The organism is Ruegeria sp. YTSA219, assembly GCF_059609985.1.
In genome coordinates this window covers 242,847-256,997 of the sequence record NZ_JBXWMT010000002.1, presented here as the reverse complement: position 1 = coordinate 256,997, position 14,151 = coordinate 242,847, and the positions used below count along the sequence as shown (strand labels likewise).

The following is a 14,151-nucleotide window of genomic DNA, read 5'->3' as shown; positions in this document are numbered from 1 at the left end:
CCCTACGGAACAAGGCGCGAGTGCGGTGATGAGACGGTTTGCCCTGATTTTATCCCTTTGGCCTGGTGTTGCGGCAGCGACAGAGTTCTGGCCGCTGACGGGTGATGAAATTGCCGAAGCCTTGTCGGGCAAAAAACTAACTTATGGCGACGGCATCTGGCAAACATTCGACCAAAGCGGGGTGACCCATTATTTTTCGGGTCGTCCCAGCACCGGAAAGTGGGCCGTGCAGGGCGATCAGTATTGCTCGGTTTGGCCGCCTTCGGATATCTGGGCGTGTTATGATGTTCTGCAAAGCGGTGTCATCATTCGATTTATTGACGACGCAGGCGAGATCACAGACGGGTATTATCCCGAATGACCTTTCCAAACGAACTGACCGACTTCGAAGGAGGCTGGAGCCTGTCACGCACCATTCGGGATGCGCGGGCCGGGCAGGTGGTTTTGGCCGATGGCTCTGCGCGATTCACCAGGTCCAAAGACGGTCTGATCTATGACGAGACGGTAACTCTGCGCATTCCGGGCCAGCCCGAGATGATGGGAACGCGCCGATACCTGTGGCAAGACAAGGGCGAAAGCGTTGCGGTGCATTTTGATGACGGGCGTTATTTCCACGCTCTCAAGCTGGGCCAGGCGCAGGCTGCGGATCACCATAATTGCCCGCCGGACAGCTATGACGCAGTCTATGATTTCTCGGGCTGGCCCTGTTGGAGGGTCCGTTGGACCGTGTCCGGCCCCCGGAAATCATACGAAATGAATACGGAATACATGCTGCGGTAGCGTAATCATCTTGCAGATGCGGCGCTGACAGGGCATTCCTGTTGCAGAATCTCGGTCCGTTTAGGGAGAAACAACATGAATGCGAACGTATTGGCCAATGCATTTGGCCCACGTGAAGGGACGGCGCTGCGCGTCAAACAGGTGGTTTTGGTTGCTTTGGGCATCGTTGCCTTGGCCGTCGCCGCCAAGATCAAAGTGCCGATGTGGCCGGTTCCAATCACCATGGGTACATTTGCGGTTCTGACCATCGGCACCGCCTATGGCGCACGGCTGGGTCTGGTAACCATGATGGGCTATCTGCTGATCGGCGCGCTGGGCTTTGACGTGTTCGCGGGCTCTTCGGCTGAAAAATTCGGCCTTACTTACATGATGGGTGGCACAGGCGGCTACCTAGTCGGATATGTGCTGGCAACCCTGATGCTGGGTACGCTGGCCGCGCGCGGCTGGGACCGTTCGGTCGTGAAAATGGCGCTGGCGCTGGTACTGGCCAACGTTCTGATCTATGTCCCCGGCCTGCTGTGGCTGGGCCAGCTCTATGGCTGGGACCAGCCGATCCTGGCATGGGGCCTGACACCATTCCTGGTGGGTGATGCGATCAAGCTCGCGCTGGCCGCGCTGCTGATCCCCGGCCTGTGGAAGCTGGTGGGCGACGCCCGCACCTAAACCACAGTCAACCTAGTTGACATGAACCGCGCCCGGAGCGATCCCAGCGCGGTTTTTTGTTGCGCCAACAAGAGGCTGGACAAAACCGGTCGACACAGTTCAAGCTGTAGCAATAGAAACAACAGGTTATTCAGATATGCCTAATCTATTGAGGGCTGTAACCCTTTCCTGCGCGGTTGTTTGCGCCGGGGCAGGGAGTGCAAAAGCCGAAACACCGATCACCTATACTGATGAAGGGCGCGCCTTGTTCAGCTTTGCGGTACCAGATTTTTGGTCGGTTCGTACTGGCGGCCCGCGTGAGGTCGATGACACCGAGCTGAACGATCCCCGCGCGGTTGCCCGAGTCATGGGGATCAAACCGGTAACGGATGACGACGTATGGATTGGATTTGTCTCGCCATCTGGTGTGTCATCCATCGACGGTGGCCTGCGATACCTTCAGGATATCGACAAGTTTCTGGTCAAAGATCCGATCGTTTCGGAAACAGTCGCAACCCGGATCGGAGGTCTGCCAGCGCGGGTTATCCGCGGTACCGGCACCCGTGATCGGCGGGGGATAAATTTCACGGCCACAGTGATTGACTTGCCGCGTGATCGCGTGGCTGTAGCAGTGGCCGTATTAAGAGACGGCGCCGACCCTGGCTATGTGGACGACCTGAATGCCGTATTCGCGTCATTCCGGTCGCTTCAGTGAGGAGGTTTGGATGACTCGTAAGCTGATGAAACGGTCGATCGCCGCGCTGGTATTCGGTTTGACCAGTATCACCTTGTCTGCCTGCGACGGCGTGACGGTTGGTGTGGGATACGGATATGATCCGTTCTATGACTCGATGCTTTGGAACGACTACTATCACGACGTTGATGTGGACATTGATGTAAATCGTCCACCGCAGGGTAAGCCTCCGGTCAAACCCAAACCTCCGGTCACCAAGCCCCCGGCGCGCCCACGCCCCCCTGTCGCCAAGCCCCCGGCACGTCCACCGGTTGCCCGGCCACCAGTTGCCCGGCCGCCTATTCACCGCCCGTCACCGCGGCGGCGCTGATGCGGATCACGACAGCAATTCCGTCGTGATTTTCGCTGTTCCTTCAAGTGTCCTGTGAACAGGGCACTTGTCGGCGATTTCAAGCAGACGTGCGCGCTGATCCTGATCCAAGGGGCCCTCGAGCCGGATTTTGCGGCGGAACAGATCGACCTTGTTGTCAGTGATCAGACCCGCATCCTGTGCGTGGACCTTGTTATGGCAAACATCGACAGTGATGCCTGTTAGTGGCCAGCCCTTGCGCCGCGCATACATCCGGATTGTCATCGAAGTACAGGCTCCCAGACCCGATGACACAAAGCCATAGGGCGACATACCGCGGTCGGTGCCTCCATATGAGGCCGGTTCGTCCGCAACAGCATGATGCTTGGGGCCGGACTGAATGTCTTGCTGGAATCCGTTGGGATCGGCCTCAGTCACCCGCACTACGCCTTCGGGCGCACCCGGTGGTGGGGCAGGCGGGCGCAGCACCACATAGCGCGTAACCCAAGCCGCTATTACATCTGCAGCATATTCCGCATCCGCCGCGCGCGTAATCAGGTGATCAGCGTCGTCCAGCGTCACGAAGCTTTTGGGATGTTTGGCTGCCAGAAAGATCGCGCTTGCATTGTCGATACTAACCGTTTCGTCGCGTGGCGCATGAAGTATCAGCAGCGCGGCCTTCAGATCCGCAATCGCAGGGGTTAGCGCGGATTGGGCGATATCTTCGACGAACGCTTTGCCAATACGGAACGGGCGACCACCCAAAGTGACCTCGGCCGATCCCTCTTGTTGGATTTCCGACAGTGCGGCGTCGAAATGGTGCGAGACATGCCCTGGATCGGCAGGCGCGCCCAGCGTAACAACGGCCTTAACACTCGAAATACCAGCTCGGGCGCGCAGAACCGCTGCCCCTCCGAGAGAATGCCCGATCAGCAGAGACGGGGACATGTTCCGTCCAGCCAGATACCGTGAGGCGGCGATCAGATCCTCAACATTCGAGGTGAAAGTGGTGTTTGCAAATTCGCCGTCTGAATGACCCAAGCCTGTGAAATCAAACCGCAATACCGCGATACCCATCGCTGCCAGACGGGCTGCGATCCTGCGCGCGGCCGGGATATCTTTTGAACAGGTAAAGCAATGGGCAAACAATGCCGTAGCAAGGATAGGCCCGTCCGGCAGGTCGAGGCGTGCAGCCAGTTGGTGGCCGTCGTGACCGGCAAAGGTGATGCGTTCGGTGGGCATGGCAGTTCCTTACGTCATGAGGTGCCTCAATATTGTGGCCGCCAGCGAGGGGTCTCAACCCCTATGTAAGAAGCGTCACGGGAAGGTGAGACTGGGTCAGGGGCCGGCGGAGTTCTGGTGCGATAGATTGCATCAACTTTTGTGATGCATTGCCAATCAAACATTCACTTTAATAAAGCGAATGCCACCCTCATCTTGAGCCTGTCGAACACAACCAGCCACGGAGGCAACAATGGTACATCTCACTTCTCAGCCACATGGCACAAATCTTCGAGTAGATTTACTGATCGCTATCGCCGTAACTGCGGTCGTCAGTTTTGCCGCGGGTCAGAACTGGACACAGCCGACATCTTTTGCCAGCGCGGAAATCGAGGACTGGCATGGGAACGTCAAACGGTCAAACTGGCCGAACTGAGGGGTCAGGCCAGCCCCATAAGCTGTGGGTCAAAGGGATAGGTGGACAGGTTTTCATACCCATCCTCAGTGATCAGAACCTGATCTTCGAGTTTGATTGAGAAATCTGCACCTATCTCGCCAACCGCGGCTTCGACGCACAGAACCATGCCCGGTTCCAGTTGGTAATCGTAGGCACCTGCAACGGCCTTGTCCGGATAGGCGACCAGAGGCCACTCGTCACACAGGCCAACGCCGTGCATCAGGCAACCGTATTTCTGATCCTGAAACTTGTCATCCAGCCTGTGACTGTTGGCGGTCAGTTCAGGGATCGTAACACCGGGTCTCAGCATCTTCATATTGGTCATGATATGCTCATGCGCGTGCTGCATGGCATAGACCATATCCGGGCGGGGTTTTTCGTCCCCGATCCACCAGGTGCGCGAGATATCGATGCAGATGCCGTAAGACCCGATCAGATCGGTATCGAAGGCGATGATTTCATTCTTTTGCGTGATCCGGGGACCACATTCCTGAAACCACGGGTTGGTGCGTTGGCCTGAGGCCAGCAGGCGGGTTTCGATCCATTCCCCGCCGCGCCGGATGTTTTCGGCATGCAGAATGGCCCAGATGTCGTCTTCCGAGGTTCTTCCGTCTCCGACATTAGCGCGGGCAAATGCCTCCATCTCGGCCACCGCGGTCTCGCAGGCGTGGTTGGCACATCGCATCGCCAGAATTTCGTCCGGGCCTTTCACGGCGCGGGACTTTTCAGTGACTTCCTCGCCTTCCATGATCTCGAACCCCTGGGCCTCAAGGGCGCGCAAACCGTGCAGCATGATCTTGTCCACAGCCAGCCGCTTGTTACCGCCGCCATGCGCATCAATCAGCGCCCGCACTTCGTTCGAGAGTACATCCGCGGCAACATCGACCTTGTCGCCGCGATCGAAATAGAACAGGTCGGCGCCCGAACGTTGTTCCTTCACTAATGGGTTGAATTTGCTTAGAAAAGGTGAGTTTTTATAATCCCAGATCACCATATACCCGTCGGCACATAACAGCACCGCGCGGAAGGGGTTATGCGTGTTCCAGAGCTGCATGTTGGTGCTGTCTGTGGCGTATCGAATGTTCAGAGGATCAAACATCAACAAGCCACCATAGCCACGATCAACGATGGCCTTGGTCAGACGTTTCCACCTAAACTCACGCATCCTCTCAAGGTTCGGCAAGGACAGCCCGGCGGCTTCCCATTCGGCGAAGGCCAGCTGTGTGGGGCCGATCTCGATCCGGTCCAAATCATTGGGCGTGCCGTCCCCAAGCGCTGTGCCTTTGGTGGGGTCGATCTTGCGGATATCTCTATGGTGACGGTTCATAGTAGCCCTCCCTGCCTGTCTATCGAGCGTGAAGAAGCATTCTTTCAGCGTCTTGATAATTTGCGACCGCCATCCGTCGCTTTTTGACCGACAAGTCGAAGTGCCGATGTTAGGTCGGGTTCATGACGACCATTTTGCAGACCTCTACTCCCTATGATCCTTTGAAACCCCGCCCGCTGCCGGGTATTCAGCCCGCCAGTATGGAAACTTGGTTGCATCAGGACGAAGCGTTCGCGGCCCAGATGGAATATCGGGAAGCGTTGCTGAAAGAGCGTCACGCTGATGTTCTTGCGCTGGCGCTCGAAGCCGAACCAGCCGCACAAGAAGTCTTGGACCTGGTGTTGCAATATGCGTACCCCGGATGCTCAGACCTCGTCACGAGAGCCGATGGGCAGAAGGTCCAGATTGATCGGCAGGCCCCAATGGAAACCCTTTGCAGACTGGTGCAGGAGGATATCTGTATCTTGCAAAAGCAAGGGGACGAACATGTTTTGACTGGCGCGGTTTTGTGTTTTCCAGCCAGTTGGCGACTGTCAGAAAAATTCATGCGTCCCCTGATCGACATCCATGTACCGGTCAACAGCTACGACGAAAGCATCGCGCGCCGTGTCCAGCGGTTGTTTGATGGAATTCAGCCCGATAAGCCGCTCTGGCGGTTTAATGCGCTGTGGTATGAGGATGCCGATCTGCATCAGCCTCGAAGCGCTACAGAACCGCGCGAGGTCAGTTCACCCGGAGACGCGTGCTATTTGCGCAGCGAGAGGCAAACATTGTTGCGGCTGCCGAAAACGCGGGCTGTGGTTTTTTCGATCCACACCTATGTTCTTGAGGCTGGAAGCCTTCGCCAAAAAGAAAACCCCACCTGACGGCGGGGCTTCTTAGGAGGGTCTTATTGGAATTAGCCTACATGCCTAAAGCAGTTGCCACACCGGCAAAGGCACCGCTGGTGCTGAGCGCTGATATTGCAACCGAATAGGCAAGTACCTGAGTATTCAGGCGGAAATCTTCACCTCGGATCAGGTTGACGGCAGCCATCGAGGCCGCGATCGGGACCGACACGCTGGCCACGGCACCCGTAAGTCCCCAACTGGTAAGTCGCAGGATATCATTGGGTTTCTCGTGGTCGAGGGGGGGAGTGTCGGTCCGATCATCCGGTTTCTGCTCGATCGGTTCTGTCCGAAAAGCAATGCTAAGCAACTGCTCGTCTGACAGCTGGATTGGCCGCGCATGTGAGGTCTGCGTTTTGTTTCTTGGCTCATCCAGATCTTCTGTCTCCGTTAATTCAAGACCTGCAAACGGCCCGGAAACGGATTCGAAAATTTGTTTTCTGTCCCGCTGTTTAACGGGCGCCAGAGTGTCAAAAGCACTCATGAATTGTTCCATGGTCAGGACTGTATTCGGAGACAGCCATTCCACGCGCTGAGTCGCACAGATATCAACCATGCGATACAGGATCACAACAAGCATAAGCTCCGAGATCTCGCTGTCGTCCAGCAAGGCGGATACTGGGGTAATTGTGACCGTCAACCGGTTTTCGGGCAGGGTCACCCGGGGTTTCGAGACGGTTCTCAGACCGGCCGCACGGTCCCGCCGTTCAAACCGGTCTTCTGTTTCAGCCAGTTGGGTATCCAGCGTAAGGCGCACGAGGTACTGACTTGAGACGATGCTCGCCTCGGTCGTGTTCAAGATCGTTTTGCGCTCAATAAGATGGCCGTAATCTTCCAGGGTCGCCGCCACGATGGCACCAAACCGCTCGATCGCGCCATTGGTCTTGCCTGTGAACTGCAGGCCGCCGTGATAGCTGTGCTTCGGAGTCACTGCGCATTCCTTTGTGCATTCCGTCAGATGACTCAAATTATCAACAGATAAGGGAAAGAATTGGGCGGAAATGGAAAAAAATGAGAAATCGGCAAGATTGATTACGCATTGGAAACCTAGGCATTTTAAGGGCTATTTAGCGTCTGTGGCGACAATGTGTCTGAATTGCGGTCGCCCTACATGACAGACCGACACAATCATCCGTCGATTCGAGCAGCCATGATTGCGATGGATTCTTGGTACACCGTCGCGGCATTCCACTGTTGAATGACCGCAAAATTCGGTTGGCCCGGTTGATATCCGCGTCCGGGCTTCCAGCCCTTTTTACGCAGGAAATTAGCGGTCGAGGCCAGCGCATCGGTCATGTTGTAGAAATCGACCTGACCGTCACCGGTGGCATCAACACCGTATTCCAAGGCATTGCCCGGCAGAAACTGTGTATGTCCCAGTTCACCGTGTTTGGCACCAACGGTGTTGGTCGTAATGCTGCCTTGATCGACCAGCTTCAGTGCTCCGATAGCGTGGGGGATGAAGAACTCGGATCGGCGACAATCATAGGCCAAAGTGGTTATTGCTGACACAACCTGACTGTCACCCATGAAATTCCCAAATCCTGTTTCCATTCCGTGGATAGCGATCAGGATGCCTGCTGGTACCCCATACTGACGCTCAAGCGTCGCATAGAACTGAGGGTTCCTTGCTTTGCGCTTGCGGCCTTGTGCAACGATAGTATCCGCGCCGCGTATCTGCATGAATTTGTCCAGCGAGTATTTAAAACTCTTTTGGTTTCTGTCCGCAGCAATGGTTCGGGTGGCATATTGGCTTTGGCTCAGCGCCTGCAATCCCTTCTTTTTTACTCCCGCGCGCTGGGCCTGCTTCGCGAAATCCCGCTTCCAGGTCTCAAATCCATTTCCGGTGTTGCCACAGGGGGCCGCTGCCGCAAAGCCAGGTAGAGAAATTGCCAAAATAAGAGCAAGCCGAAGCATCTTGTAATCCGATCCAATGAAATGACAGGGGCAGCCTAGGCAGGGAAGCCGCACACGAAAAGGGGTTAATAAAGGTCGAGTTCCCCGGTGCCCTTCAGGCTATCAAACCATTCATCCGGCGTTTTGTCGATTTTGGCGTGCTTGACCATCATGGCGTTCATATTGGGAAGCCCTGATGAATCTGGCCAGTTTTCAGGTTGCCACAGATCCGACCGGATGACGCATTTAGGGCAATGTGCAAAAGCGGTCTCGATATGAATCATAAGGGCTAGCTTAGGCGCGCGATTATTCACTGCCATACTGTTCAGCAAGTCCGGGTCAATACATATGCGCGCGGTTCCTCGGATGCGCAAAGTCTCCAACTTGCCAGGCACTAGGAAGATCACACTAACACGCGGGTCCTGTATTATATTGTGAAACGTGTCAGTCCGCTTGTTGCCTGGGCGGTCGGGAATGGCGATCAGAGTGTCTGAGATCACCCGAACAAACCCTTCGGGATCCCCACGAGGAGAGATATCCAGATAACCACCCGGATTGGCCGAAGCGATCAGGCAGAAGGTCGACTTGGCAATAAAGTCGCGGCACATGCCGTCCAGCGCGGCTTGTTCCTTGGCGATGATCTGGGGAAGGGGCGCGCCGGTGATGCGTTCCAGTTCCTCTTTCGAAGTGACGAAATCCGAGAACGGGGCGAATGCGGTTTCGGCTGACATGCGATCTCTCCTAACCGGGGTAATGGCAAGTGTGAAAGATCGGGCCAAACGAAACAAGGGGCGCCCGATGGACGCCCCTTTAGAATTTTCGACGAAAATTCTGGATCAGCAGCTGTAATACATGCCGTACTCAACCGGGTGCGGCGTGTGTTCGTAGGTTTCGACTTCGTCCATCTTCAGCGCGATGTAGCCGTCGATCTGGTCTTTGGTGAACACGTCGCCCTGCAGCAGGAAGTCGTGATCCGATGCCAGAGCTTCCAGAGCCTCACGCAGCGAGCCGCAAACGGTCGGGATGTCGGCCAGTTCTTCGGCAGGCAGATCGTAGAGGTTCTTGTCCATGGCTTCGCCCGGATCGATCTTGTTCTTGATGCCGTCCAGACCGGCCATCAGCAGAGCGGCAAACGCCAGATAGGGGTTCGCTGCCGGATCGGGGAAGCGGGCCTCGACGCGCTTGGCTTTCGGGCTTTCAGTCCACGGAATACGGACACAACCCGAACGGTTACGAGCCGAGTAAGCACGCAGGACGGGGGCTTCAAATCCGGGGATCAGTCGCTTGTAGCTGTTGGTCGCCGGGTTGGTGAAGGCATTCAATGTCTTGGCGTGCTTCAGGATACCACCGATGAAGAACAGTGCCTCGTCCGACAGATCAGCATACTTGTCGCCAGCAAACAGAGGCTTGCCGTCCTTCCAGATCGACATGTTCACATGCATGCCGGTACCGTTGTCGCCTGCGATTGGCTTCGGCATGAAGGTCGCCGATTTGCCGTAGGCATGCGCCACGTTATGGATGATGTATTTGAACTTCTGCAGCTCATCTGCCTGTTTGGTCAGGCTGTCAAAGATCAGGCCCAGCTCGTGCTGGCACGACGCAACCTCGTGGTGATGCTTGTCTACCTTCATACCCAGACGCTTCATGGTCGACAGCATTTCCGAACGCAGATCCTGGGCTTCGTCGATCGGGTTGACCGGGAAGTAACCGCCCTTAACCCCCGGGCGGTGGCCCATGTTGCCCATCTCGTATTCGGTGTCGGTGTTCCAGGATGCATCAGTTGCATCAACTTCGTAGGATACTTTGTTGATGCTGTTGGAAAAACGAACGTCGTCGAACAGGAAGAATTCGGCTTCTGGGCCCATATAGGCCACGTCGCCGATACCGGTTGCTTTCAAGTAGGCTTCGGCTTTCTGGGCGGTGCCGCGCGGGTCACGCTCATAAGCTTCACCGGTGTCGGGCTCGACAACTGAGCAATGCACGCAGATGGTTTTCTCTGCGTAGAACGGATCGACATAGGCGCTGTTGGTATCGACCATCAGTTTCATGTCCGAGGCTTCGATGGACTTCCAGCCAGCGATGGAAGAGCCATCGAACATGAAGCCTTCTTCAAGGAAGTCTTCATCTACCTGATCGGCCACCAGGGTGACGTGCTGCAGTTTGCCGCGCGGGTCAGTGAAGCGGACGTCGACATATTCGGCGCCTTCGTCCTTGATTAGCTGAAGAACTGCGTCCTTGCTCATTCTCTTGATTCCTCTGAATTGAAGATTTGGTCTTGTTACAGTGCGTCCGAACCGGTTTCGCCGGTACGGATGCGAATTGCTTGTTCGACGGGTGAGACAAAGATCTTGCCGTCGCCGATCTTGTCGGTTTTGGCGGCGGAAACGATGGCTTCGATGGCGGCATCGACCAGATCGTCGTCCAGCACAACCTCGACCTTCACCTTGGGCAGAAAGTCGACCACATATTCCGCGCCGCGGTAAAGTTCAGTGTGACCTTTCTGACGGCCAAACCCCTTGACCTCGATCACGCTGAGGCCCTGGACTCCGACGTCCTGCAGCGCCTCTTTCACTTCGTCCAGTTTGAACGGCTTGATGATCGCTTCGATCTTCTTCATACCGGGCTCCCTTTAACTCTTGTCAGGATGGCACTGACCACGTCTAAGATCGGGCGGCAATGTGAATGAGAAAATGGCGATGCCGGGTTGCATGGAAATTGGGTGGCCGGTGAAATTTTGAACAGTTTGCACAAAAAATAGTCAAAATTGAATCGCACGAGGGTTCAGCATGACAGATTTACTGACTGCAGCACAGATGCGGGCGATCGAACAAGCGGCCATTGAGTCCGGTGAGGTGACCGGTCTTGAGCTGATGGAACGGGCTGGGCAGGGTGTTGTCGAGGCGATTTTCGAGGAGTGGCCAGAGTTGGACAGGCGAGGGGCCAGCCCCTCGCGTTCCCTGACGTATCCGCGGCCAGATGAAGAGGATCCGTTGCGGGCAGTTGTCTTGTGTGGGCCAGGAAACAACGGTGGGGACGGGTTCGTCGTGGCCAGGCTTTTGCGGGAGCAAGGGTGGGAGGTCGCGGTGTTTCTGTATGGCGACCTAGAGAAGCTGCCGCCGGATGCGCGGGTGAATTATGAGCGGTGGCTGGAGCTGGGTGAAGTTTCTAAGCTTACCCTGCCGACACCGACCAAACGTGAAGTTTCCAAGTTGGAGAAACACGCAGCCCGACCGTCAAGTTCGCAAGGCCCTGATTTGATATTGGATGCTTTGTTTGGAACAGGGCTAATACGTCAGATTGGTGGATTGAAACCTGCTCTTTCCAAGCTTCAGATAGGTTCAGAGGCGGATGCCGATCCGTGGTGGCCGCGCGTCGTTTCGGTCGACATTCCGTCTGGTCTTTGCGCTGATAGCGGTAGGATTCTGGGGGACGAAGGTGTAATTGTTGGCGCCCACCTAACAGTGACGTTTCATAGCAAAAAGCGTGGACATCTTCTGGACGTAGGGGCCCAGTTCTGTGGAAAGACCGTCATAGTTGACATTGGGTTGTCTTCGCCAAGCGATCTCGGTTCGATCTCGCGCAAGTCTTTGGCTGATCTGCATAGCGAGCGACGTTTGAGGAGAGTGCTGTCTCAATTGGTAGATGAAAGTGGATTGCCACAGAATCTCAGCAAGGCTTCGTTTGAGCACAAATACTCGCACGGCCACGCCTTGATCATGACCGGAGGCCCCGGCAAAACCGGTGCTGCGCGGCTGGCAGCGCGGGGGGCGCTGCGGATTGGGGCGGGGCTGGTGACTCTGGGCGTGCCTCCTGCGGCTCAGATGGAGGTTTCGGTGCAAGTGACGGCGGTCATGTTGCAGCGGGTCGAGAGCGCGGATGGTCTGTCGAAAATCCTAGAGGATGAGCGGCTGAATGCTCTGTGTCTCGGCCCCGGTCTAGGGCTGGACCGTGCGCGCGATCTGGTGCCGGTTGCGTTGGCTGCGGAGCGCGCAACGGTTCTGGATGCTGACGCACTGACGGCTTTCGCGGATGATCCTGCAGCCCTGTTTGGGATGCTGCATGAAAACTGTGTTCTCACCCCGCATGGCGGCGAGTTTGCGCTGTTGTTCCCGGACATTGCGGAAAAACTGAAGGCGGTTCCCATCAAGGGTCCGGCCTATTCCAAAGTGGACGCCACCCGAGAGGCTGCCGGGCGGGCAGGGTGCGTGGTTCTGTTCAAGGGACCCGATACCGTGATTGCGGATCCGAACGGCCGATGCTCAGTGAATTCGGCCGTTTATGAACGTGCGGCGCCCTGGTTGGCGACAGCCGGGGCCGGGGACGTGTTGGCGGGGTTTATCACCGGGTTGCTGGCGCGGCGGTTCTCGCCCTTGCAGGCCGCGGAAACTGCGGCATGGCTGCATGTGGAATGTGCGCGATCTTTCGGGCCGGGGTTGATCGCTGAAGATTTGCCCGAACAGTTGCCACGGGTTTTGCGGGAAGTGGGTTCTTAATCGTCTCGGCGAAAATCCGCCGCTGCAGTATTCGATGTCCCAAAATGAGCGTATGATGAAATTCAGGTCAGGCGTCAGTATTGCGGCAAGCGGTCTGGGTGACTTGGATGACATATATTCTATCGTTTTGAAGTAGATCAAATTAACACCCTTCAGCTGCGGTTATATTCGCACAAGATGCGCGAGCTGAATGGGCCCGAGACAGGGGATCATAGAGAAATCGCGCACAAGCGAGCAGTGCCCGTAAATGGATCCATTATGGTGAATGACTATGACCCAGAAAGTATCAATAAGCACGATTGCGACCTGCCTGACCGCTGCATCGGCCATCCCAGCAGCGGCAGAGCTTAGATATAACAATAACAGCGGCGGTTATGTTGAGCTATATGGCCAGTTTAACCCCGTCATTGTCTCGGTTGACGACGGCGATGAAACGGAAACCCGTTTGCTGGACAATGATCTGTCAAACAGCCGGGTCGGGCTGTTCTTGATGCAACCCTATGGCAGCAATGAGTTTACCTTCCGGTTCGAATCCGGTCTGGGCCTGCCCAGCACGGGGAGCGCCAATCAGGATGGGACAAACACCGATGGCTGGAACCGCGAAGATATTCGGCATGTCGATTTTGCGCTGAAGGGGGGCTTTGGTAAGTTCTCTGCCGGGCAGGGCAGCATGGCCTCGGACGGGGCGGCAGAATCCGATCTGTCCTATGTTGGTACCGCGCTCTATTCCTTTACCAACGATGAGAACGGCGCATTTTTCTACCGTGAGGCTGATGGTATGCTCAGCGGCATTACCGTTGGTGACACCTCTGATAACTTCGATGGATCACGGCGCGGGCGCATTCGCTATGACACGCCGGATTTCAATGGGTTTTCAGCAGCCATAGCCTATGGTCAAAACATCCTGTCCAGCAGCGATGACGATGATTACTACGATGTGTCGGTGTCCTATGGAAATACCTTATCCAACGGGGTGGAGATTGCTGCATCCCTCGCCTACGCCGTGCGCGATTACGATAGCAGATCCGGGGAGAGAAAAGACACAATCGGGTCCGCCTCGGTTCTGCTGCCCAGTGGTTTCAGCGTAACCGCAGCTTTGGGTACAAGAGATGACACTTCCAGCGGTGCCAGTGACCCGAATTACTGGTATGCGAAGCTTGCGTATGAAGACGATTGGGTGTCATGGGGTAAGACTGGTATCGGCATTGACTATTTCGACGGATCTGATTTCTCGATCGACGGCTCGAGTACTAAGGCCTGGGGTATCGCTGTCGTACAGCGCATCGACAGTATCAACACCGATGCCTACTTGAAATACCGTAACCATGATTTTGATGACACCACGAGTTTCGATGACAACGAGGCTTGGGTGCTGGGTGCGCGCTGGAAGTTCTGATCCCGCGAA

16 protein-coding genes are annotated in these 14,151 nt (G+C 56.0%); 9 read left to right on the top strand and 7 right to left on the bottom strand.

All coding sequences use genetic code 11. The features are described from left to right. The first annotated feature begins 28 nt into the window (after positions 1-28). From AC2FFB_RS04335 to AC2FFB_RS04315, 5 genes are all read left to right on the top strand, one after another. The gene (locus AC2FFB_RS04335) at positions 29-361 is read left to right on the top strand and encodes a hypothetical protein (RefSeq protein ID WP_281971905.1); all 333 of its coding nucleotides are present in this window, start codon (positions 29-31) and stop codon (positions 359-361) included. Continuing rightward, a complete protein-coding gene (locus AC2FFB_RS04330) occupies positions 358-780 on the top strand; it encodes a DUF6314 family protein (protein ID WP_496713757.1) in 423 nt (140 codons plus the stop codon). The genes AC2FFB_RS04335 and AC2FFB_RS04330 overlap by 4 nt, the downstream gene beginning before the upstream one ends. Before the next feature lie 75 nt (positions 781-855). Next, positions 856-1,443: a biotin transporter BioY gene (locus AC2FFB_RS04325; RefSeq protein ID WP_142633110.1), complete on the top strand. Its 588-nt coding sequence runs from the start codon at positions 856-858 to the stop codon at positions 1,441-1,443. A 136-nt stretch (positions 1,444-1,579) separates the two neighbouring features. Next, the gene (locus AC2FFB_RS04320; RefSeq protein WP_496713759.1) at positions 1,580-2,137 is read left to right on the top strand and encodes a hypothetical protein; all 558 of its coding nucleotides are present in this window, start codon (positions 1,580-1,582) and stop codon (positions 2,135-2,137) included. 10 nt (positions 2,138-2,147) lie between these two features. After that, positions 2,148-2,486, top strand: coding sequence for a hypothetical protein (locus AC2FFB_RS04315; RefSeq protein WP_271947672.1), 339 nt, complete (start codon positions 2,148-2,150; stop codon positions 2,484-2,486). A gap of 6 nt (positions 2,487-2,492) precedes the next feature. On the opposite strand, the gene AC2FFB_RS04310 is transcribed toward AC2FFB_RS04315, so the two are convergent. After that, positions 2,493-3,707 (bottom strand): bifunctional alpha/beta hydrolase/OsmC family protein, encoded by a 1,215-nt coding sequence (locus tag AC2FFB_RS04310; RefSeq protein ID WP_496874533.1) that lies wholly within the window; start codon positions 3,705-3,707, stop codon positions 2,493-2,495. A gap of 232 nt (positions 3,708-3,939) precedes the next feature. On the opposite strand from AC2FFB_RS04310, the gene AC2FFB_RS04305 reads away from it, so the two are divergent. After that, entirely contained in the window at positions 3,940-4,122 is a 183-nt protein-coding gene (locus AC2FFB_RS04305; RefSeq protein WP_271947667.1) for a hypothetical protein, read from the top strand. Between the two features lie 4 nt (positions 4,123-4,126). Here AC2FFB_RS04305 and dddP read toward each other — a convergent pair whose 3' ends face one another. Then, positions 4,127-5,470 carry a dimethylsulfonioproprionate lyase DddP gene (gene dddP / locus AC2FFB_RS04300; RefSeq protein ID WP_496693391.1) on the bottom strand — a complete coding sequence of 448 codons (1,344 nt, stop codon included), beginning with the start codon at positions 5,468-5,470 and terminating at the stop codon, positions 4,127-4,129. A 122-nt stretch (positions 5,471-5,592) separates the two neighbouring features. Between dddP and AC2FFB_RS04295 the strand changes: the two genes are divergently transcribed. Beyond that, positions 5,593-6,336, top strand: a complete 744-nt coding sequence (locus tag AC2FFB_RS04295) for a heme-dependent oxidative N-demethylase family protein (RefSeq protein ID WP_496705908.1) — start codon at positions 5,593-5,595, stop codon at positions 6,334-6,336. Positions 6,337-6,373: 37 nt separating this feature from the next. Here the strand turns inward: AC2FFB_RS04295 and AC2FFB_RS04290 are convergent, their stop codons facing one another. The 5 genes from AC2FFB_RS04290 to AC2FFB_RS04270 all read right to left on the bottom strand — a co-directional run bounded on the left by AC2FFB_RS04290 (position 6,374) and on the right by AC2FFB_RS04270 (position 10,870). Then, positions 6,374-7,288: a hypothetical protein gene (locus AC2FFB_RS04290; RefSeq protein ID WP_281994450.1), complete on the bottom strand. Its 915-nt coding sequence runs from the start codon at positions 7,286-7,288 to the stop codon at positions 6,374-6,376. A gap of 197 nt (positions 7,289-7,485) precedes the next feature. Then, positions 7,486-8,274, bottom strand: a complete 789-nt coding sequence (locus tag AC2FFB_RS04285; protein WP_281994451.1) for a lytic murein transglycosylase — start codon at positions 8,272-8,274, stop codon at positions 7,486-7,488. Positions 8,275-8,339: 65 nt separating this feature from the next. Further along, a complete protein-coding gene (locus AC2FFB_RS04280) occupies positions 8,340-8,984 on the bottom strand; it encodes an MSMEG_1061 family FMN-dependent PPOX-type flavoprotein (RefSeq protein WP_281994452.1) in 645 nt (214 codons plus the stop codon). Between the two features lie 105 nt (positions 8,985-9,089). Then, positions 9,090-10,496, bottom strand: a complete 1,407-nt coding sequence (gene glnA / locus AC2FFB_RS04275; protein ID WP_142633127.1) for a type I glutamate--ammonia ligase — start codon at positions 10,494-10,496, stop codon at positions 9,090-9,092. Positions 10,497-10,531: 35 nt separating this feature from the next. Further along, positions 10,532-10,870, bottom strand: coding sequence for a P-II family nitrogen regulator (locus AC2FFB_RS04270; RefSeq protein WP_142633129.1), 339 nt, complete (start codon positions 10,868-10,870; stop codon positions 10,532-10,534). Positions 10,871-11,039: 169 nt separating this feature from the next. On the opposite strand from AC2FFB_RS04270, the gene AC2FFB_RS04265 reads away from it, so the two are divergent. Both AC2FFB_RS04265 and AC2FFB_RS04260 read left to right on the top strand, forming a co-directional pair. Beyond that, entirely contained in the window at positions 11,040-12,746 is a 1,707-nt protein-coding gene (locus AC2FFB_RS04265) for an NAD(P)H-hydrate dehydratase (protein ID WP_496822913.1), read from the top strand. A gap of 271 nt (positions 12,747-13,017) precedes the next feature. Further along, positions 13,018-14,142 carry a porin gene (locus AC2FFB_RS04260; RefSeq protein WP_246097124.1) on the top strand — a complete coding sequence of 375 codons (1,125 nt, stop codon included), beginning with the start codon at positions 13,018-13,020 and terminating at the stop codon, positions 14,140-14,142. Positions 14,143-14,151 lie beyond the last annotated feature (9 nt).